Origin of the sequence: Streptococcus panodentis, from assembly GCF_017884005.1 — a bacterium.
Taxonomy (GTDB): domain Bacteria; phylum Bacillota; class Bacilli; order Lactobacillales; family Streptococcaceae; genus Streptococcus; species Streptococcus panodentis.
Map to the genome: position 1 here is coordinate 35,969 of NZ_QFAY01000008.1, position 21,458 is coordinate 57,426.

The window sequence follows — 21,458 nt, forward strand, 5'->3', positions numbered from 1 at the left end:
TAGGTAACAAGCCGCAGGCTGTAGTGGGGTACGGCTGATGCAAGCTTCGCTTGCCTTATCCACAACCTTTCTACCCCACTATCTTGTTTCTAGGTTCGGGCTGAGGGTGGGACGAAAGTCCTTCAGTCTCACTTTGTTTTGGTAAAAAACTTTTGACGCGGTAGCTGATTGCTCAAAGCACTGCTTTGAGGTTATGGATGAAATATCCGTTAGGATGTGTCAAGACTGTTCGTCTTTTAGACTCCAAAAAGCTCCTGCATTGAGGAAAACTCTGTTTTCCTCATCCCCAACCTCTCACAGTCCCCCGGACTGTTAAAGCAAGGCGAGCTAACGACGTCTTAAAAGATAAACGAAATGACGATAATAGAGCCAATTGCTTGCAGGCCACTGCTTAAGGTAAGGCATCAAAAAGACAGCCGGTCTCCGAACAAGTCTATTATACCATGTTCTGCTCAAGAACCAGCAGGCGAACCATCTCTCTATGTTCTGCTCAACGAAAATCAAAAAGCACACTGGAAAGCCAGCTGGAGACTGTACCGGCCTCAAACCGATGGCGGTGGGACAGACGCCCATGATGGCTGCGACCTCACCCACAGAGGATCTGTCTTTTGAAAGATCCCATATCAGACCCGCCATCTTCATTTTTCAAAAAGCTTGAGTATAGTCTTTCAGTTTGCTTTTAGCAGTGAAACTGTCTGGGGGACAGTTTCAGCCTATCATTTTGAAATAAGAAAATGATAGGTTGCGGATAAGAGACCGTGAGGAATTCTCAAAAGTAGGGCAAGGCGCGAGTTAACGACATCATAAAAGATAAACGAAATGATGATAAAATATGGCAAGGCCGAGACATCTTATCCCGGCCTTGTCCCGAAGGAGCTTTAAACCGCTGGCTGCTGCTGGGTAATACAGTGGATATTGCCGCCGCCGTATGCAATTTCAGCCGTCTGCACGCCGACAATCTTTCTGTCAGGAAACATGGCCTGAACCTGCTCCACAGCCAGAGCATCATGCTCATCACCATACTGAGGCAGAATAACAGCCCCGTTGACAATCAGAAAATTAAGATAGGAAGCAATGGCGATTTCTCCCTCTTCCCGAGGAATGCTGCCCTCGGCGTAATCAATGCTGTCTGCTGCCCTGAGATAGCAAGGCTCCTTGGTCACACAGAGCTTATGAACTTTCAGCCGACGCCCCTTGGCATCCGTCTGCTCTGTCAGAAAATGATAGGCAGCCTGAGCTTCCTTGTAGAAAGGATGGCTCCTGTCTTCTGTATAAATGCAGGCGGCTTCTCCCGGCCGAACAAAACAGGCAACATCGTCAATATGCCCATTGGTCTCATAAGGGTCAATACCGTCCTTGACCCAGATGACCTTTTCAGCATTGAGATAATCTTTGAGCTTTTCCTCAATCTCTGCCTTAGACAAATGCGGATTGCGGCTGGGGTGCAGGAGACACATCTCCGTCACCAGAACCGTTCCTTCTCCATCCACATGGATAGATCCGCCTTCCAGCACGAAATCCGCCGTCTTGTAAGAGTCCACGCCCTCGATTTCGCAGACCTTGCGGGCAACCAGCGCATCCTGATCCCAAGGGAAATACAGCCCGTCAGCCAAACCGCCCCAAGCATTGAATTCCCAATCTACTGCCCGGAGATCCCCCTGATCATTGACCAGAAAAGTCGGCCCGCAGTCCCGAATCCAAGAGTCATCGCTGGTCATTTCAATAACGCGAATATTGTCTCTGCCCAGCGCTGCCACACGCGCCAGCGCATTTTCATACTGAGTAGGCGGCACACAGAGGGAGACTGGTTCAAACTCACTGATAGCCTGTGCTACTTGGAGAAAAGCCTGCTGGGCCGGTTTCGCTCCCAGACGCCAGTTGTCATTGCGCCAAGGCCAAAGCATCCAAATCTGCTCTTGCCTTTCAAATTCTCCCGGCATGCGGAATCCGTCTTGCTTAGGAGTAGAATCATTGATACGTTTTGCCATTTTTTGACCTCATTTCTAATCTTTGATTTTTTTGACCAGGATAATCAGCTCGCCAAGGCCAATAAAGATAAGGGAGCCAATCGTAATCGGAAGCTTGGCTGTCAGTGTCTCAGCATCAAATGCCAGCGGCAGAGCGGTGAAAATCAGAGAGATGACAATCAGAATCATAGGCAGGATGACCATTAATTTCAGAAAGCCATCTTTCCCGCCGACCTTAAAAGGCCGCGGTGTGTCAGGATCTATCTTTCTCAGCCTGTAAAAGGCCGGAAAAACCGGAACATAAGACAGGAGAAACATGACCAGATTGAGGGAGAAGAAAGCCCAAAACAAGTCCTGATTCGGCAGAATAGGAGCCAGCACCACCACCAGACTGGCTACCAGACCATTGGCTACAGCAGCCCCTACCGGCATATCCTTGCTCTTGCTCCTCCTAGCAAAAAATTTAGGCATATCGCCGTTTTCGGCCGCATAAGAAGCCGTGTTATTGACGCCCAGCGACCAGGAAATCATATTGCCAAAGAGAGTCAGCAGGAAGAGAAAGGCCATAGCAATGATAAACCATCCGGTACCAGTCCCCGTCAGCAGTTTAAAGCTGTCCATCATGCCGCTGCTGGTTGAAATCTTATGGACCGGTATGGCCACGCCAATCCCAAAGGCTGAAAAGATATAGATAGCTGCAATCACCAGTCCTGCTGCAATAATCGACTGAGGAATCTGCTTCTTGGGATTTTCCATGTCACCGGCAAAGGTGCAGATGACCTCAAAGCCCAGCAAGTTGAAGATAATGACCGAGACATAGGACAGGCTGTTCAAGTCAAAGCTGGGCAGCAGCGAAGAGAAGCTCATATCATTAGCCATGCCTTTAGTGAAGGCAACATAAAGACCCAGACCGCCGACCAGAAGAGCCAGCAGCATCTTAATGACCGCCGCTCCATTGAGAATCCAAATGCTGTCGCTGACCGGATAAAAACTAATCCAAATAATCAGCCAAATAAAGACTAACTCAATGGCAATGCCAGCCCAAGGGGCCAATTTGAAGCCTGTGATGGTCTCCATCAGGCCCGGCGTCATGACCGCCAGCGAAGCCAGCCAGAGCGGAAAATTAATCCAGTAATACCAAGATACCCGAGCTCCCCAACGGTGGCCAAAGGCCTTGGTCACCCAGTCGTAAATCCCTCCATCTCCGATGTAGGCAGTTCCTAGCTCTGAAGAAATCAGCCCATAGGGAAGCAGAAAAGCCAGCAGGAGAAACAGCCACCAGAAAAACTGGGAATTGCCAATGGCCGCAACCGGCGCGGCGGCTTCTGCCACAAATACTACACAGATAACGGACAGCACCGCACTGAACAAACTAAATTTTTTCTTTCCTTCCATGATCTTCCCCTTTCTGAAGATAGGCGGACCTTAGCGGGCCCAGTCTGACGAAAGCCCGCTCCTTTCACTGCTAACCCTGTCTTGCTCCAACAATCTGAGGGAGTGAAAAGGTCCGGGGGACCTTTTCAGCCCGAGCCTAAAAACAAGAAAGCGAGGCAGGTCTGGGGGACCTTTTCAGCCCGAGCCTAAAAACAAGAAAGCGAGGCAGGTCCGGGGGACCTTTTCAGCCCGAGCCTAGAAACAAGAAAGCGAGGCAGGTCCGGGGGACCTTTTCAGCCCGAGCCTAAAAACAAGAAAGCGAGGCAGGTCCGGGGGACCTTTGCAGAATGAGCCCGGAAACCCGGAAGCGAGGCAGGGAAACTGCAGATAGAGCAAATGCAGATTGCATCAAAAGCCTAGTTCATACTCTTTGAGAATCAGAGAGAGCAGGACAGACGCATTCAGCTGCCTCAATGCAGTGCTTTTGCTTGCTGCCTTACGGAAGTCTATCCGCAGCCCCAAAGCCTCCACTGGCATTTTTGAGCATCTCACTTCCAGCACTGACTGCGATTTTTATTGAATCTCAGTTCAAAAAGGCTTCCAAATCCGCTTTTGCTGCTGCCTGCTTGGCCAGATCATAAGGATGCTTAGCCGCATAATCTCTCAAAAGATAGACCAGCAGCCCCCGAATAGAGGTCAGCCGGTTTTCTGCTTCATCAAAGCAGATAGAGCGAGGCCCGTCAATGACTTCGTCAGTCACTTCTTCATTGCGGGTCGCCGGCAGACAGTGCATAAATTTGCAATCACGGCCAGCCTTGTCCAGCATCTGGCTGTCCACTTGGTATTTAGGATAAAAAATCCCCATTCGTTCTTCTTCCGACAGCTCCGCTTCATAGAGGCCATACCAAACATCAGTATAGAGGAAGTCTGCTCCGACAATCGCTTCCTCATCATCCGTCACAGTGTAGCTGCCGCCGGACACTTGACAAATAGCCTCCAATTTTGCTTTGTGCATATCATTGAGCTGGAAACCTTCCGGGCCATAGTGAACAAATTCCATCCCTATTTTGGCCGCAATCAGACCGAGAGAAAAACAGACCTGAGTCGCATCACCGACAAAGACAACCTTGCAGTCCTCCAGCTTCTTGCCCGCCGGCAGATGCTCTGCCATCGTGCAGAGATCTCCCAATTCCTGAGTTGGATGATTGTAGTCTGACATGCCATTGATGACCGGAATGGACGCATACCGTGCCAAGTCCACCACGCTCTGATGCCGCTCTACCCGTGCCATGAGAATGTCATCCAAACGGGAAAGCACCGTCGCCGTATCTTCAATTGTTTCATGACCGCCCAGCTGAATCTGACCAGGTGCCAGATACTGAGCATGCCCGCCCAGCTGGGTCATGGCTGTTTCAAAGGAAACCCGGGTCCGGGTTGAAGACTGCTGAAAGATCATCCCCAAAGTTTTATCTTTCAGCAAGGGCGGATAATAACCGTTTTTGATGCAGGCCTTGATTTTCAAGGATAAATCAACCAAATGAAGCAATTCTTCCTTGGAAAAATCTTCCGTTGTGATATAGTCTAATTTTTCACTCATAGCTGAGCCCTCCTGAATGTTTTATAAGACTATCATAGCGATTTTAGCAAAAGTTGACTATCAACCCCGGGATGTAAACGCAAACGGCCGGGTTTAGGGAGCTAAACCCCTGTGAAATCAAGGATTTTCAAAAAATAAACCCAAGGTTTAGACCTTTGTTACAGCAGCGTCATCAAAAAGGTTTAGCAGAATGTTATAATATTTGTATAGTCTTTTTACAAAGGAGGACATTATGGACCCTGCCATTGTTTATATTTACAACACGCTGCTCCTTATTCTTTATTCTACTACCCTGGCTATCTCCTTGGTCAATTACTTCAAGGCAGATAACAAAAAAATGAAAGCTTTCTTTCTGATACTCTCCCTTTATTTTGCTGTTTTCATTCTGGACAACTCTGTTATTTCCATGACTGAGCTGATTGCCAGCTTTGCTTCCGGCTATAACCAGACTTTTCAGGGAACTTCCTTTATCAAAACCAGTATTTTTTTAGCCGGCAACTTCTGCCAGCTCTGGCTCTTCCATTTTATCAGCAAGAGCAAGATTAAAGGCTGGGAATACCTGCTGCTGGCCGCTATATTCCTCTTTATGCTGCTTCCCATCGACCAAAGCTCCTCTTGGCGCACCTATCTTTATTACCTGCCCAATCAGCTCTGGCTAGGCTGCCTTGGCATCCGGGCTTGGCACCGTTCCAGACAAGAAGCAGTCAGTGCTGTCCGCAGGAAATACCTGAAAATCATCGGCAGCCTAACTTTCATCTTCAGCCTGCTCATACTTGCTGAAGACACCTTTATCATCTTTCATGTGGACAGCTACAGTCTGCTCCACAGTCACATTATCAACCGCAGTTTTTCAGAAAATATCTTCTCTATCAGTCTGAGCATGCTGGCTCTCCGCTACTTCCTAAAAGACTCTCCGCTCCTGTCCGGCTCGCCTCATTCCTTAAAAGACAGGGACTCCTCCTTTATGACCAGCTTCTTTCAGAATTACCGACTGACCGAGCGCGAACAGGAAATCTGCCAGCTGCTCCTTGCGCAAAAGCACAATCAGGAAATCGCCGAAGAGCTCTACCTCTCCGTCGGAACGGTCAAAACGCATATCCATAATATCTACATCAAAACGGATGTCCGAAAAAGAGAAGAGCTTTTTTCCCTCTATCATCACTATCGGCAAGCCCATTCCTAATAGGCTTTCGAAAAACCGGAATCTGCTCCTTTTCGCCAGCTCGCCTTTTGCTCCCCCAAATGAAAATCCGCATTCAAAAAGAAAACGAGGCTGGGAAGCCCCCAGCTTCGTATACTTCTATCGTCTGATTTATAGTCTTTCAGTTTGCTTTTAGGTTGCGGATAAAAGACCGTGAGGAAGTCTCAAAAGTAGGGCAAGGCGCGAGTTAACGACATCATAAAAGATAAACGAAATGACGATACAAGACGCAGCGGCTGAACAGGACAGGTGCCCGAAGCAGTTATCCGACCATCGGAACTGAAAAAGCTGTATTGATGACAAGTGAGACTGCAGGAAAAACCATAAAAAGAGGAGTTCATTTCCAAAAAAACGAATGCTGAAATCCAGAAAGCATGAGTTTCTGATTAAACATCTTTCACGCCTTTGTCCTGAGGTTTGAAGCACAGGTCTACGCTTGCCGCCCTTTTTGTGTTAAAATAATAGGTATGGACAAGATTATCAAAACAATAGCAGAAAACGGAGCCTTTCGGGCCTATGTGCTGGACAGCACAGAAACGGTGCGGACTGCTCAGGAAAAGCACCAGACACAGGCCAGCTCTACCGTCGCTTTGGGCCGGACCCTCATTGCCAGCCAGATACTTGCTGCCAACGAAAAAGGCCAGACCCGCATAACCGTCAAGATTCTGGGAAGCAGCTCACTGGGGGCTGTCATCACCGTTGCCGATACAGCAGGCAATGTCAAGGGCTATGTGCAAAATCCCGGCGTCGACATCAAAAAAACAGCCACCGGCGAAGTGCTGGTCGGACCGTTTGTAGGCAGCGGAGAATTCCTAGTCATTACCGACTATGGTACCGGCCGCCCTTATCATTCTATGACCCCGCTGATTTCCGGGGAAATCGGCGAAGATCTAGCCTACTATCTGACCGAAAGCCAGCAGACCCCATCCGCTGTCGGGCTCAATGTCCTGCTGGACAAGGAGGACAAGGTCAAAGTAGCCGGCGGCTTCCTGCTTCAGGTCCTGCCCGGTGCTAAGGAAGCAGACATCGCTCGCTTTGAGAAGCGCATCCAGGAAATGCCGGCCATTTCAGCACTGCTCGAATCCGATGACCACATCGAAGCTCTCTTGGCTGCCATCTACGGAGAGGAGCCTTACAAGCGCCTGTCTGAGGAAGATCTCCGCTTCCAGTGCGACTGCAGTAAAGAACGCTTCTTAAACGCTCTGGCCAGCCTCCCTCAGGCAGATCTAGAAGAGATGCGGGAGGAAGACCAAGGGGCAGAAATTACCTGCCAATTCTGCCAGACCCATTACCATTTTGACCAAAAGGACTTGGAGGAACTGATTCGTGACAAATCTTAACACACCTTTTATGATTGGGAATGTCAAGATTCCCAACCGCACCGTTCTGGCTCCTATGGCCGGGGTGACCAATTCGGCCTTTCGGACCATTGCTAAAGAGCTGGGAGCCGGACTGGTGGTGATGGAAATGGTATCTGACAAGGGCATTCAGTACAATAACGACAAGACCCTGCACATGCTGCACATTGAGGAAGGCGAAAATCCGGTGTCCATTCAGCTTTTCGGAAGTGACGAAGACAGTCTGGCCCGCGCAGCAGAATTTATCCAGAAAAATACCCGAACCGACATGGTAGACATCAATATGGGCTGCCCGGTTAATAAAATCGTCAAAAACGAAGCCGGGGCTAAATGGCTCAAAGACCCGGATAAAATTTATAAGATTATCCACAAGGTCCAGTCGGTACTGGATATTCCCCTGACTGTCAAGATGCGGACCGGCTGGTCTGACAGCTCTCTGGCTGTGGAAAACGCTCTGGCCGCTGAAGCAGCCGGTGTTTCCGCCCTGGCCATGCACGGCCGCACGCGCGAGCAGATGTACACCGGCCATGCCGACCTGGAAACCCTGCATGCAGTCGCCCAAGCCCTGACCAAGATTCCCTTTATCGCCAACGGCGATATCCGCAGCGTTCAGGATGCCAAGCAGCGCATAGAGGAAGTCGGTGCTGACGCTGTCATGGTCGGCCGCGCCGCTATGGGCAATCCCTACATTTTCAGCCAGATCAACCACTACTTTGAGACTGGGGAGATTCTTCCCGACCTCAGCTTTGAGGACAAGATGAAAATCGCCTATGACCATCTGTCTCGGCTGGTCAGCCTCAAAGGCGAATATATCGCTATCCGCGAATTCCGCGGACTAGCACCGCATTATCTGCGCGGGACGGCAGGCGCTGCTAAACTCCGCGGCACGATTTCTCAGGCTCAAAGCCTGACCGAAATTGAAGAACTCCTGCAGATCCAAGTCTAACAGGCACTCTCATCTTTCATACTCAATGAAAATCATCAGGCCAACTAGGAATCTAGCCACAGACTGCTCAAGCAATGATGTGTAGCTGTAGATGAAAGACCGCTAGGAAGTATCCAAACAAGAAAACCAAAATTATCGTAGAATAAAAGGCGGTGGGACAGAAATCGGTAGACGTAGTCTCGATTTCGTCGTCCCAGCCCCGCAAGGCCGATTAGGAGCTCTTCCGAGCTTGAAAAGCGAACGAAGAGTTCAATCGGCTACTGCGTCATGATTTTAATACGAACTATAATAAGAGGCTAAGGACTATTGTCCCGGCCTCTTTTGTCTTTATAAACCTTCAGTTTGCTTTTAGTACTAGGCAACGATTCGCAGGCTGTGCTGGGGTATAGCAAGGCAGAGTTAACAAAGCAATAAAAGATAAACTAAACGGCTATATCAAGGCTGAGCAAAGACAAGGCTCGTCACAGAACCGTCTGCCCCAGTCGTAATCTGCACAGCAGGACTCTTACCTCCTTGGCCGCCGCCCAGCTGGGCATTGTATTTACCGTCATCAAGAGTGTAAGAGTAGGACGCGACATAGTAATTTTGTGTCGTTCCATTGGCAGACTGAAGGGTAAACTGTCCGTCAGCTGACACCGTCATCGTATTGCCAGACCCGTCTTGCCATGATCCGGCAGCTGCTGAAAAGTCGCCGTCTACCATCGTCAGCACCCCTTTGTAACGTGCATTGCCGGCTGCCTGCTTGTTCTGAAGCTGACGATTGCTTTCCGCCGGCTGAGCGGACTGTGCCTGCTGCTGGCTTTGCTGGCGGCTTTGAGGATTTTCTGACTGCTGACTTTGCGCTGGCTGAGGCTGAGCCGCTTCCACTGCTGACTGGCCTTGGTCTGCAGGGCTTTCTGACTGCACAGACTGGCTGCCTGTATTTTCTGAAACAGTGCTGCTGCCGGCTTTAGCCGAACTGCTGGCTTTACTAGAGCCCGCTGCTTTAGAGCTGGATGCCGTCTGGACCGTCTTGCTGGAACTATCCGCTGTCTTGCTTTCTTCTTTTTTGCCACAGGCTCCTAAAAGCAAGAGAGAAGCCAATGCGGCTGCAGTCATCAGGGTAACATAAGTCTTTGTTTTCATGGTATTTCTCCTTTGTAATATAAAGAAATCTTTTTGTAATATAATTGTAATACTCTGAATTCAATATGTCAACCATTTATCGGCGATTTTTTCAAAAAAAAAAGAGGCTGGGACAGACTCCCATGATGGCTGCGCCCTCACCCACAGAGGGATGCATCTTTTGGAAGATACTGTATAAGAAGTATCTCAGCCTCCTTTAACTTGAGTTAGAATCTTTGACACAAACTCCGTTTGTTTTATCTACAGCCTCCAACAGTCGACTGTTGGAGCTAAACAAAGATTGGTGGTGATTTTTGAAGTGTATAAACAGAAAAAATCATGAAAACAGCAGGGCGGATTCAGCAGCTTTATCGTTCCTGCCCATGGGGGTCTCCTTTCAGACGGTAAACCTTTCTTGGTTTTTTCTTAGGAACCCGCTTGACACCTGCTTCTTCCAGATAATGGCCGAATTTCACCAGAAAATTATTGCTGACAATCGGCCGGCGCGGTGAGATCAGATTGACCAGCTCGGTCCCCTCATAGACCGTAAAAGGTTGCTCCAGCAGATGGAGAAAGGTCGGATTCCAGTCCAGCCGTCCCTGTATACGTTTGATGGATTCCAGCAGGATTTGGTAATGATCAAAGGCAAAATCATCCTCAGTCAATACCCGGCTGCCGTCCCTGAAAGTCGCCGTCTTAAAGTCTACATCCAAAAACATGACCTGCTTAGCATCGTCGCCGGCTGCCGCCTGATCCATAACCTGAGCCGGCAGATATACCAGATGGGCAATGGTAATCACCCAGCCGCGCGGATCACGGCCCGGCGTGGAGACCGTCAGGAGTTGTTCCACCTTTTCCAGCGGTATCGTCAGCCCCACTTCTTCCTTCACCTCACGGATGCAAGCCTGATAGGCATCCTCCTGTCTGTCCACAAAGCCGCCGACCAAGGCGTATTTATTTTGATAGGGATGAGCCCGGCGTTTGATGACCAGCAGTCTGATGCGGCCCTCCGCAAAGCAATAGGCCACCATATCGGCAGTCACACTGGGCGTCTCATATTTGGGCAGGTCCTGCGACTTGTACCAAGCCAAAAAGGCTGACTCGTCAGCCAGCGTTTCATAATATTCCTTTTCCGACATTCCCTCAGGAATCGTAAGTTTGCTCATAAATGTTCCCTTTCAAATATTATTTCTTCCTTACAGCCCTGCTCCACTGATACCAGCCCACCAGACTGTTGAGCGTGTAGACCCAGTACATGGCCTGGATATGGAGGTTGCTGCCCCACCAGAGGTAGATACTGAAGAGATTGGTCGCAATCCAGAAAATCCACTGCTCTCGATAAAGCCCTGTCATGAGGAGCTGGCCAATCCCATTGGTAGCATCTGTCACGCTGTCACGGAAGGGCCGGTGACTGTGAATGCTCTTGTAAGCAAAACCCATGCCAATCCAGATGAGCGCCGTCAGAGCCAGATATTTGAGCCAGCCCTTCCAGTTCAGCTTCTTAGCCTCAAAATGCGAAGACTCCGTTTTCTCCTGCTCATTGACCCGGTTGGACAGCCAAGTATACAGGCCGATTGGCTGCATCACAAAGAAATAAACCGTTGTCAGCACTTCTCCGTAAAAGCTGGCCTGAAATGACAGGAGCAGGTAAATCGCCGAATTGACAGCCCCGAAAAGATAATTGCTGGCCCGTCCCTCAGCAACCAGAATGACACAGACAATCCCCGTCCAGGAAGCAAAGAGTCCCAGCCAGTCATGCTGCGCCTCTCCGTTGGTAAATTCCAGAATGAACGGCACGCTGGAAAGCAGCAGCAGGTAGGCCCACTGAAAAAGACTGCGCCCGACAAACAAATCCTGCCAAATGAGCTTGGCAATTCCGCCCAGCCCCTGCTCCTTGGCTGCCGCCCAGACATTGCTGAAGTTGCGGACAAAAGTCTGCAGTTTTTGCTTGAAGGCTGCACGAAGCTGAGCAGGCGAGAGTTTTTGCATGTTTATATTTCTTACTACCATCTATTTTACCACTTTCTTTTCTAATCTGCTTGATAAATGCTATCAATTGCCTCTTTGGCTGCCTGATAGTTGTCCAGATAATCGCTGGCCAGATACACCATCGGAATATGCGGCAGAAAGCGCTGTCTAAGCCGGTCCAGATAGGCCGAAAAATCCTGACGGATAGCTTCATCTGCCATGCTCATATCGCGGAAGCCGTCATTGACATAGGAGCCGACCGGCTGAACAAAGAGTACCAAATCCCATTTTTCCTTCGCCAGAATGCTGGAAAAGAGATTGTCAAAGGTAGCTGTCTCATCATCTTGAGCCGGACTCTCCTTCAGATAATAATCATAATACCCCTTGGTCACCAGCGAATTCGTATCAGCTACTACCAGACCGCGATTGGCGCTGCTGTCAATCAGGCGCGAAGTCTGAGCATACTGCCCCAGCAGCAGGTAATAATAGTCCTTGGGAGTCAGCTCATCATCGCGGACATTGTTTTGAATCTGGTATTCGCGGGCGTATTCCAGACTGACCGGCGCATCGTAGAAGCGAGCCAAATCTTTAGCCAGTGTCGTTTTACCATTGCTGGCGCTGCCGATAATCAGCACTTTCTTGGTAAACTGCCTGCGGAAGGGCTGGGCGATATACTTCCAGTACTTGCTGGGATTTTCCCGGATCATGCTGGCCGAAATCCCGAATTGGCGGCCTTGCAGACTGCTGTCAAAGCCCCGTTTAGCCAGCTCAGCCTGATAGTCAGCCTCTCCGACAAAGAAAATCAGCTCCTCCCGCTCCGGCTGATAATCGATTAGCTCCAGCAGAGCGCTCAGCCACTCGTCCCAGCCCAGAGGATAGCGGGGCAAGGCTGTCTCGTCCAGCTTGTAAACCTGCGTCAGCTCATCATCCGAGAAGGTCTCACGGATATAACGGAAGCGTTTCTGCAGAGACAGGCCGACTTCCTGCCCCCGATCGCCTTCATAGCCAGAGACAACCACTTTCACCCGGTCATATCGGCGCTTGGCTTTCTGAATCAGATCAATATGCCCCTGATGAAGCGGAGCAAAGGTGCCAAAGACAATCGCAGTTCTTTCTTTCATGACATTACCTTTTTATTGTTTTCTATATTTTTTATTTATGTTTTTATTATAAACTATATTTTCTTTTTGTCAAGAGTTTTTTATATTTTTTTATAAATATCGTTGTTTAGTCTGTTTTTTATTACTTTGTTAGCTCGCCTTGCTCTCACAGTCCGGGGGACTGTGAGAGGTTGGAGATAAAACAAACGCAGTTTGTGTCAAAACAGTCCGGAAGGACTGTTGGAGGCTGGGGATAAGAGGAAGACAGTTCCTGACTTTCGTTAAGTCCGGGGGAGTGAGGCTGGGACGAAAGTCCTTCAGCCTCGCTTTGTCTTGGTAAAAAAATCTTGACGCGGTATGAAGCTGTCCCCCAGACAGTTTCACTACTAAAAGCAAACGAAAAGACTATATCCCCTTTCTCCCAAATCCGACCGCTTCAAAAGAAGAGCGACTGCACAAAAAAACTCATACCTTGCGATATGAGCGAATATTTCTACTCAAAGAAAATCAAAGATAAACAGGTAAACCGATGCTGCTTCAACAGCCCTCTGGACTAGTGAAGCTGGCAGGCAAAGTAAACCCGTTTGTGTCAGTTTGTCTTCATCAAAGCGCTTGAACACCAGCATCTTCGATTTTCAAAGAGGAGCAAACAATGAGAATTCACACTAGGCAGACACAGACAGGAGGGGAAGGAAACAAGTCCATCCTGTCACGAGCAATCCTATGGGAATGTCTCGAACTCCTGCAGGAGCTGTTTGGATTGAAAACAGAAAGAATGCAACAGCTTTATTGTTGGTAGACTTCCTGATAAAATTCCAGTTTGTCGCCGTCTTTCAGGGTGATTTGATTGGCCGCTTTCGGTGCCATTTCGCCATTGACCTTGAACATCCAATAGAGGCTTTTAGCTTCATCCTGAGCCCGGCCGTCAATAGAGGTAATAAAGCCATCTTTTTCCTCCACTCGGTAAGCTTTTTTCAAAGCATCCATGGCTGTTTGCCCTTCTTCAACTTTCACCGTTTTTTCTGACTTTTCCTGACCGTCCGGGGCAACACTGACCGTGATAGACAGCTCGTTTTTGGCCGAAGACTGGGCTGAGCCTGAACTGCTCTGGTCGGTATTTGAGGAACCGCCGCTGCAGCCTGCCATTGCAAGAGCCAAGAGCAGCGTAACGAAACTAAAAAGTTTTTTCATGATAGAGCCTCCTTAAAATAGGGTAAAGAATCGGATAAAAGAGCAGAGTCGACAGGGCATGCGCTAAGTTAAAACCTGCCCCTGCCGCCACATAAGTCCACCAAGGCATTTGATACAGAGCAGCCATTATACTGTCAATCAAGATTCCGTAGCCAAAGGCTAAAAGCATGGCCAAGACGCTCTGGCCAAACAATCTAAAGTGTCTGTACAGCAGGTACCATAGGCAAATAACCGCCGCAAAGGTCACAATTTGAAAAAGCACCCAAGGTCCCATTCCCAAAAGAAAAGAAGAAACAAAGATGCTGATGGACATGACCAAAAGCGAACTCTTCAAATCTTCAGCATCCACCAGCAAAAAATAAAGGGCTGAGATGGGCTTGATATTGGGCAGACCGGCAAAAGCGTAGCGAAGGACGACACAGAGGGCTGCCAACAGAGCGATACGGGTAAGTTGACGGACAGACACGGCTGCTTCCTTTCTAAAATGTATACCCTATTAGTATAACATATTTTTTATAATATAAGCAAGTTTCCAAAAAGAGCCGGGCAGTCTCGGCTCTTTCTGCTTATCAAGTATCTATCCGCACCATGTCCCTGAGCGGTTTGTCACGGTAGAGCAAATCCTCTCTCAGCCCGAATCCCAGCGCTTCCCAGAATTGATTGCCAGCGGCATTGCCTTCAAAGACGACCAACGATACTTTGTGGAGCCCAAGGCTTTTTACCGCTTCCAAGGCTTGCTCTACAAGTGCCTTAGCGATTCCCCTTCTACGACAGTCAGGGGCAACCGCTGTGTGATAAATCTAAGCCCGGCGGCCATCCGTTCCAACCAGAATGGCACCGATAAGCCGGTATCCCTCCACTGCTACCAAGCAGGTATCCGGATTTCGCTGCAAAAAGCGAACTATCCCTTCCTCAGAATCATCCAGATTATTGAGCCCCATCCCGGCACAGGACAGCCACAGCTGACAAAGCGCTGGATAGTCAGCCCCTGTCATCCTACGAATTTTCATTCTTTCACCCTTTCAATTCAGCTGGAATTTTACTCCACTTCAAACTTGAGCTGGCCGGCCTTGACACCAACCTTGAGGGTCTGACCGGCTGTCAGCTCTCCTGTCAGCAGCAGCTCAGACAGCTTGTCCTCGACCTGAGTCTGCAGAGTCCGGCGCAGCGGCCGAGCGCCCATTTCTATGTCATAGCCCTCTTGCGCCAAGAGTTTCAGCGCGCTGGCCTGAAACTTCAGTGCAATGCCTTTCTCTGCCAGACTGGCGATAAGCGGCTTGACCATGACCTTGACCACTTCCTGCATATCTTGGCTGGACAGACTGTGGAAAACCACCTTTTCATCTATCCGGTTGATAAATTCCGGACGATAGGTTTTTTTCAGCTCTTCCAGCATGCGTTTTTCCAGCCCCGCATGGTCCAGACGAAGATCACGGGCTCCAAAGCCGACCGTCTTATCATCACGCAGACTGGTTGCTCCCAGATTGCTGGTCATAATGATAATGGTATTGGAGAAGTCCACTTTGCGGCCCTTGCTGTCAGTCAGCACACCATCATCCAGCACCTGCAGAAGGACATTGAAAATATCCGGATGGGCTTTTTCTACTTCATCAAAAAGCAGAACCGAATAAGGTTTGTTGCGGACTTTCTCAGTCAGCTCCCCTCCTTCTTCATAGCCGACATAGCCCGGAGGAGCCCCGTTGAGACGGCTGGCTGCGAATTTCTCCATATATTCGCTCATGTCAAAGCGGATCAGAGCAGACTCATCGTCAAAGAGCGTTTCTGCCAATGCCTTGGCCAATTCGGTCTTGCCGACCCCGGTCGGACCCAGAAACATAAAGGAGCCAATCGGCCGCCTGCTGCTGCGGATACCGGACTGATTGCGGCGGATAGCCCGGCTGATTGCCGAAATAGCCTCATTCTGACCAATCACGCGCTTGTGCAGTTCTTTTTCCAAATTCAGATATTTCTTAGCATCCGTCTGTGTCAGCTTTTGCACCGGAATGCCGGACAGATGGCTGAGCGTCCTTAAAATATCATCTTCCTCCACCCGAAGCTCATAAACGGCCGGCTGCTGCTCCTCTTCAAGCAGTCCGGCAAGCTTTTTAAAATCGCCGGCTGCCAAGGCTTGATCCACAGGTGTCAAATCCATCCGCTCATGCTGCTGCGGACTTTCATTCTGCACCGTCGCACTGGCTTCGTCCAAAAGATCAATGGCTGAGTCAGGCAGGTGCTTGCTGGTCAGATAGCGGTGGGCAAATTTCACCGCCGTCTCAATAGCCTGATCGCTGATCAGCACCTTGTGGTGTTCCTCATAGCTTTTCTTAAGCCCCTGTAAAATAGCAATGCTGTCAGCCACATTGGGCTCTTCGATGCTAACCTTGGCAAAACGCCGGGACAGAGCCGCATCCTTCTCGATGTGCTTCTGATATTCCTCCTGAGTCGTTGCCCCTACTGTTCGGAGACTGCCGCGGGCCAGTGCTGGCTTGAGAATATTGGCCGCGTCCAGCGTTGAGTCAATCCCGCTGCCGGAGCCCATGATGGTGTGCAGCTCATCAATAAAGAGAATGACATGGCCGTCCTCTTCAATATCATTGATGATATTGTTCATGCGCTCCTCAAAATCGCCGCGAAAACGCGTCCCAGCCACCACGTTCATCAAATCCAGCTCCAGCACCCGCATCTTAGCAATTTCAGCCGGCACCTGGCCAGCTGCCACGCGCTGTGCCAATCCCAAAGCCAGAGCAGTCTTCCCTACACCGGCATCACCGACCAAGACCGGATTATTCTTGGTCTTGCGGCTGAGGATCTGGATCATGCGGGAAATTTCCTGGTCCCGGCCGACCACAGGCTCTAAAAGACCGTTTCTGGCCAGCTCTGTCAGGTCGCGGGTATAGTCTTCCAAGCCGCCGCTGGTCGAAGGCGGCATGCCCATCATATTGGCCATGGTCTGCTTAGCTGCCATCATGCCCTTATTGAGACTGCGGATAGCCTTGATTTCTTCCTTGCCCCATCCAGCCCGCTGTTCCAGTATTTTGCGGATATCGCTAATTCTAGGACTTTCACCCTTGTCCTCATAGCTAAAGCCGGTAAATTCCAAGATGCGCGCTGCCAGCGTTCCCCGGTCAAATATCATAGCCAACAGAACATGCTCAGTGCCAACACTCTTAGCATGAACAGCCTCTGCAATCTTGCCAGCTTCTTCAAAGAGTGCTTCCAGCCGGTAAGAGAAAGGCAGGAGCTCAAAATGCCCCTCCGGCTGATAGGTCTGACCGGTGATATGAAAAGCCGCTTCCTCAAAATCATCAATCTCAATCGGGAATTCATTAAGTACTGAACCCGCGACGCTGTAAGGATTATTAGCCAAGGCAATCAGCAGATGCCAAGATTCCAGATAATCCGTTTCAAAATGGCCTGCCAAGAGCTGAGCAGCCTCTAAACTTTCTATTAAAGCTTTTGAATATTTCATTAATGCTTACATTCCTTTTCTGTCTAATTGTTGCAAAATCTTCTTCAGCATCCGCGCTCGAATGGCTGGTGCTTCCTCTCCCAGCACAGAGTCCGCTGCCGCCGCCAGCAGGAGATTGCCCTCACGCTCCCTTAAAATCTGCTCATCAAAGAGCAGCTGGATAACATCCGTAAAAACCTGCTGGCTGATGCATTCCCCCACATTGTCAAACAAATCGCAGAGCATCTGATGCCGGTCGGAAAACTCTATCTTGCCAATCCGGATATAACCGCCGCCCCCGCGCTTGCTTTCGACCATATAGCCCCGGCTCTCTGTAAAGCGGGTCTTAATGACATAGTTAATCTGACTGGGAACCACCTGAAAAACATCGGCCAACTCGCTGCGCTTGAGCTCAACCATACCAGCCTGCGCCAGAATAGCCTTGATATATTCCTCGATACTGTCTGATGTATTTTTCGCACCCATGGCTTTCCTTTCTATCCTGATACTCAAACGATTTTGAATTCACACTAGGCAGCGAGGCCCCCAAAAGCTCCAGTGGAGGATGTGAGACTGCGGATGAAGCTGCCGAGAGGAAGCAGCAAAAGCACTGCTGTGAGCTGGCAGATGAAGCTTCCGGCAGGAAGTGCCTGCTGGACTGGGGTCAGTCGAGCCGAACAACGTGTGGATTTAAAACAGAAGGAGTATGAGAGGCAACATCCGCCGCTCCTAAGACTGTCTCTCTAACATTGACTATCTTTGACTTTTATTATACCGAAAAAGCCGCTATTTTGAAAGGAAAAGGGATAGCTGAAAAGTCTGACAATTCAAACTAGTGAAAAAGCTGTCCGTCCGGCAGAAAAGCGAGTGTAACCGCTTGCTTTCTGCGGTTAAAGCGTTATAATATAGGTGGAAACGAACTAAAAAACCCATGAAAAGCTGCCGCTCAGGTCCTTCCTGCAGCCGTGCCAATTGCAGGCCCGAATGAGCAGGCAGAAGCCAGCTGGCCAATAGCCAGCCCCCTAGCTTTCAAAGAGGATAAAATAAAGCGAAACCGGAAGAAAGAAGCCGGCCGCAAATGAAACAAAGGAGGATAATCCAATGAAAATGGATTGGCTCAAATATACCCGCCATGTACTCAAATGTCTCTTTATGGCATTGTGTATCTTTACGATCTTCTCTGCTGACTATGTCGATGTGCCTATCGGCATCATCATCGCCTGTCTCTACATACCTCTGCTCTTTGAGCAGCAGCCGGTCAGCAGCCGAGCCAAGTGGTATACCTTCCTCATCATTGTAGCTGTTACCCTGCCCGTCTTGTTTATTACCAAGACCTACCAAATCAGCTTGACCTATTCCGAAACCACCATTCTTCTCTTCTTGTTTGCCATTCTCATATTTACCAACGCTTTCATCGCCCATAAGGAAGAAAGCAAAAAAGCAGCCAAGTAACACCACGAGGCAGAAAACAGCGAAGCACACTTTGAAGCCGCAGATTAGACTGACCAAGTCAGCAGCAGGAACAGGGGGCATTTGAGGCAGACTGCGTCTGCTCTGTCTACAGCCTCCCTGCCTCGCTTTCGAATGCTTCGCTCGGACTGACGAGTGTCCCCAAATCCGCCTCACTCGCTAGCTTCTGAGCACAGACTCTTGAAGCAAGCCGAAGCGAACGGCATGCAAGCTTATACTCTTTGAAAAGCTCTTCAAACTGCGTCAGCGTCGCCTTGCTCCAACAGTCCTTCCGGACTGCACGACGGACAGGAATTGCCTTTTTTATCTGTAACCTCAAAGAGGCTATCCCACCGCCATTTGAGCAAAAAGAGCATAAAAACAGCAGCCTACTCCCCACCCCTTCAGAGTTCAACCGATTCTGAAGGGGTTTTGCTGCCTAAAAACGATAGCAAAAAAGACTGAGAATCCAATCTCAGTCCTGCTGAAAATCCTATGCAGTCTTTTAGCCTGCTTTTAACAGAGAGGCTGTCTCAGCCTCTCATGCTGCTGAAGCAAGGCAAAACAAAGGCTGGCTGCTTTGGACTTTCGAAGAGTATTAGTCTTTTCCAAGTGCTGCTGCCATAGTTGCCGCAACTTCATTTTCAAAGTCGTTCGCTGCTTTTTCGATACCTTCGCCAACTTCAAAGCGGGCAAAAGCAACAACAGAAGCATTTACAGATTCAAGGTAGGCTTCAACAGTCTTGCTGTCGTCCATGATATAAACTTGAGCAAGAAGAGTGTAAGCTTGGTCGACCTTGGTATTGTCCAAGAAGAAGCGATCCATCTTACCTGGAATAATCTTGTCCCAGATTTTTTCTGGCTTGCCTTCTGCAGCCAATTCTGCCTTGATGTCTTCTTCAGCTTGCGCAACCACTTCATCGGTCAGCTGAGCTTTAGAGCCAAACTTGAGGTGCGGAAGAGCTGGCTTGCCGACCATCGCACGGCTTTCATTGTCTTGATCGATTACGTGGTTAAGCTGTGCCAATTCATCTTTGACAAACTGTGCATCCAGCTCTTTGTAGGACAGCACAGTCGGCTTCATAGCTGCAATGTGCATTGAGATTTGCTTAGCAAGCGCATCGTCACCGCCATCTACAACAGAGATAACACCGATGCGGCCGCCATTGTGCTGGTAAGCACCAAAATGCTGAGCGTCTGTCTTTTCAATCAAGGCAAAGCGACGGAAAGAGATTTTTTCACCAATCGTTGCAGTTGCGCTGACATAAGCTGCTTCCAGCGTTTCGCCTGAAGGCATCGTCAGGGCAAGCGCTTCTTCATTGTTGGCTGGCTTGCCTTCTGCGATGACTTTTGCAGTCGCATTGACCAGGTCAACGAACTGAGCATTTTTCGCAACGAAGTCTGTTTCAGCATTGACTTCCACAACTGCTGCCACATTGCCGTTCACATAAACACCGGTCAAACCTTCAGCTGCTACACGGTCAGCCTTCTTCGCTGCCTTAGCCATGCCTTTTTCGCGCAGCAATTCAATCGCTTTTTCGATGTCGCCGTCCACTTCGACCAATGCCTTCTTCGCGTCCATAACGCCGGCACCGGATTTTTCACGCAATTCTTTGACCAGCTTAGCTGTAATTTCTGCCATTTTTGTTTCTCCTTTAAGATACGAAGAGCTTGAGCCCGATTCACTGCAAATCACTGAGACTCCCGCTCCGGTTTAGACTGATTATTTTTACAATAAAGGGACAGGGCTGAGCCCCGCCCCTTCAGGTTTTTATACTGATTACTGATTAAGCGTTGTCGCCTTCCACAACTTCAACGATTTCTTCGATAGAATCTGCTTCTGTTTCGGCTGCAGCCAATTCTGCTTCTACTGCTTCAACACTGTCCTCACCCTGACGGCCTTCGATAACAGCGTCAGCCATTTTAGCGGTGATCAGTTTAACAGCGCGGATTGCATCATCGTTGGCTGGAATAATAACATCAATATCATCTGGGTCTGTATTGGTATCCACCATCGCAACCACTGGGATGCCCAATTTCTTAGCTTCCTTCACAGCAATCTGCTCTTTGTGCGGGTCAACCACATACATCACATCTGGGATTCGAGGCATTTCTTCGATACCGCCCAAGAATTTTTCAAGACGGGCACGCTGTTTGTTCAGAAGCGCTACTTCCTTCTTAGGAAGAACGTCGAAGATTCCTTCTGCTTCCATGCGTTTGATTTCTTTCAAACGCGCCACACGTTTTTGGATTGTTGCCCAGTTTGTAAGGGTTCCGCCCAGCCAACGGTGGTTGATGTAGTACTGTCCTGAGCGCTCTGCTTCTTCTTTCACAGCGTCAGCAGCCTGTTTCTTAGTACCGACAAACAGAATGACTGCATCGTTTGCCGCAGCATCACGCATGAAGTCGTAAGCCTGATCAGCATATTTTACAGTTTGCTGCAGGTCAATCACATGGATGCCGTTACGCTCAGTGAAGATGTACTTAGCCATCTTAGGGTTCCAGCGGCGAGTTTGGTGACCAAAGTGAACACCAGCCTCAAGAAGTTGTTTCATTGAAATTACTGCCATGAGTAAATTCTCCTTTATGTTTTTTCCTCTTTCAGACTTCAGCTTGCAGGACCACCCGTAGGCAACAGCCCCACAATTCATCTAAAATGAGTATTTTGCCGTTTGCACGGCAACCACTATTATAGCAAAAACCCAGCCCTTTGACAAGCACTTTAACAGAACTTTCTCGCTCTTGCAGGAACGGC

At 49.3% G+C, this 21,458-nt stretch carries 17 protein-coding genes and 1 pseudogene; 4 read left to right on the forward strand and 14 right to left on the reverse strand.

Translation table 11 applies throughout. The features are described from left to right. Positions 1–878 precede the first annotated feature (878 nt). From aguA to ptcA, 3 genes are all read right to left on the reverse strand, one after another. Entirely contained in the window at positions 879–1,988 is a 1,110-nt protein-coding gene (gene aguA, locus DHL47_RS04855; protein WP_209551089.1) for an agmatine deiminase, read from the reverse strand. Between the two features lie 15 nt (positions 1,989–2,003). Then, positions 2,004–3,362 carry an APC family permease gene (locus DHL47_RS04860; RefSeq protein ID WP_209551090.1) on the reverse strand — a complete coding sequence of 453 codons (1,359 nt, stop codon included), beginning with the start codon at positions 3,360–3,362 and terminating at the stop codon, positions 2,004–2,006. A 562-nt stretch (positions 3,363–3,924) separates the two neighbouring features. Then, positions 3,925–4,938 (reverse strand): putrescine carbamoyltransferase, encoded by a 1,014-nt coding sequence (gene ptcA / locus DHL47_RS04865; protein WP_128834914.1) that lies wholly within the window; start codon positions 4,936–4,938, stop codon positions 3,925–3,927. Positions 4,939–5,170: 232 nt separating this feature from the next. On the opposite strand from ptcA, the gene DHL47_RS04870 reads away from it, so the two are divergent. The 3 genes from DHL47_RS04870 (at position 5,171) to dusB (ending at position 8,443) form a co-directional block, all read left to right on the forward strand. Further along, a complete protein-coding gene (locus DHL47_RS04870) occupies positions 5,171–6,121 on the forward strand; it encodes a helix-turn-helix transcriptional regulator (protein WP_209551091.1) in 951 nt (316 codons plus the stop codon). Between the two features lie 485 nt (positions 6,122–6,606). Further along, complete coding sequence (gene hslO / locus DHL47_RS04875; RefSeq protein WP_209551092.1) at positions 6,607–7,479, forward strand: Hsp33 family molecular chaperone HslO; 873 nt, start codon at positions 6,607–6,609, stop codon at positions 7,477–7,479. After that, positions 7,466–8,443, forward strand: a complete 978-nt coding sequence (gene dusB / locus DHL47_RS04880; RefSeq protein ID WP_164828339.1) for a tRNA dihydrouridine synthase DusB — start codon at positions 7,466–7,468, stop codon at positions 8,441–8,443. The genes hslO and dusB overlap by 14 nt, the downstream gene beginning before the upstream one ends. A gap of 435 nt (positions 8,444–8,878) precedes the next feature. On the opposite strand, the gene DHL47_RS04885 is transcribed toward dusB, so the two are convergent. The 9 genes and pseudogenes from DHL47_RS04885 to DHL47_RS04925 form a co-directional block, all read right to left on the reverse strand. After that, positions 8,879–9,568 carry a DUF6287 domain-containing protein gene (locus tag DHL47_RS04885; protein WP_209551093.1) on the reverse strand — a complete coding sequence of 230 codons (690 nt, stop codon included), beginning with the start codon at positions 9,566–9,568 and terminating at the stop codon, positions 8,879–8,881. A 347-nt stretch (positions 9,569–9,915) separates the two neighbouring features. Beyond that, entirely contained in the window at positions 9,916–10,713 is a 798-nt protein-coding gene (locus DHL47_RS04890) for an NUDIX domain-containing protein (RefSeq protein ID WP_128834922.1), read from the reverse strand. 19 nt (positions 10,714–10,732) lie between these two features. Further along, positions 10,733–11,557, reverse strand: coding sequence for a nicotinamide riboside transporter PnuC (gene pnuC, locus DHL47_RS04895; protein WP_209551094.1), 825 nt, complete (start codon positions 11,555–11,557; stop codon positions 10,733–10,735). A 20-nt stretch (positions 11,558–11,577) separates the two neighbouring features. Then, on the reverse strand, positions 11,578–12,636 hold the full coding sequence (locus DHL47_RS04900; protein WP_209551095.1) for an AAA family ATPase: 1,059 nt from the start codon (positions 12,634–12,636) through the stop codon (positions 11,578–11,580). Positions 12,637–13,401: 765 nt separating this feature from the next. Further along, positions 13,402–13,806, reverse strand: a complete 405-nt coding sequence (locus DHL47_RS04905) for a DUF4430 domain-containing protein (protein ID WP_209551096.1) — start codon at positions 13,804–13,806, stop codon at positions 13,402–13,404. Beyond that, on the reverse strand, positions 13,790–14,272 hold the full coding sequence (locus tag DHL47_RS04910) for an ECF transporter S component (protein WP_128834930.1): 483 nt from the start codon (positions 14,270–14,272) through the stop codon (positions 13,790–13,792). Before DHL47_RS04910 ends, DHL47_RS04905 begins: the two co-directional genes overlap by 17 nt. Positions 14,273–14,375: 103 nt before the next feature. Then, positions 14,376–14,816, reverse strand: a pseudogene (locus tag DHL47_RS04915) (GNAT family N-acetyltransferase). Between the two features lie 29 nt (positions 14,817–14,845). Continuing rightward, entirely contained in the window at positions 14,846–17,275 is a 2,430-nt protein-coding gene (locus DHL47_RS04920) for an ATP-dependent Clp protease ATP-binding subunit (RefSeq protein WP_209551097.1), read from the reverse strand. A 6-nt stretch (positions 17,276–17,281) separates the two neighbouring features. Further along, the gene (locus DHL47_RS04925; RefSeq protein ID WP_128834936.1) at positions 17,282–17,740 is read right to left on the reverse strand and encodes a CtsR family transcriptional regulator; all 459 of its coding nucleotides are present in this window, start codon (positions 17,738–17,740) and stop codon (positions 17,282–17,284) included. 615 nt (positions 17,741–18,355) lie between these two features. Between DHL47_RS04925 and DHL47_RS04930 the strand changes: the two genes are divergently transcribed. Then, entirely contained in the window at positions 18,356–18,706 is a 351-nt protein-coding gene (locus DHL47_RS04930) for a hypothetical protein (RefSeq protein ID WP_209551098.1), read from the forward strand. 595 nt (positions 18,707–19,301) lie between these two features. On the opposite strand, the gene tsf is transcribed toward DHL47_RS04930, so the two are convergent. Both tsf and rpsB read right to left on the reverse strand, forming a co-directional pair. Then, the gene (tsf, locus tag DHL47_RS04935) at positions 19,302–20,345 is read right to left on the reverse strand and encodes a translation elongation factor Ts (RefSeq protein ID WP_128834940.1); all 1,044 of its coding nucleotides are present in this window, start codon (positions 20,343–20,345) and stop codon (positions 19,302–19,304) included. A 145-nt stretch (positions 20,346–20,490) separates the two neighbouring features. Further along, complete coding sequence (rpsB, locus tag DHL47_RS04940) at positions 20,491–21,273, reverse strand: 30S ribosomal protein S2 (RefSeq protein WP_128834942.1); 783 nt, start codon at positions 21,271–21,273, stop codon at positions 20,491–20,493. Between the last annotated feature and the right edge of the window lie 185 nt (positions 21,274–21,458).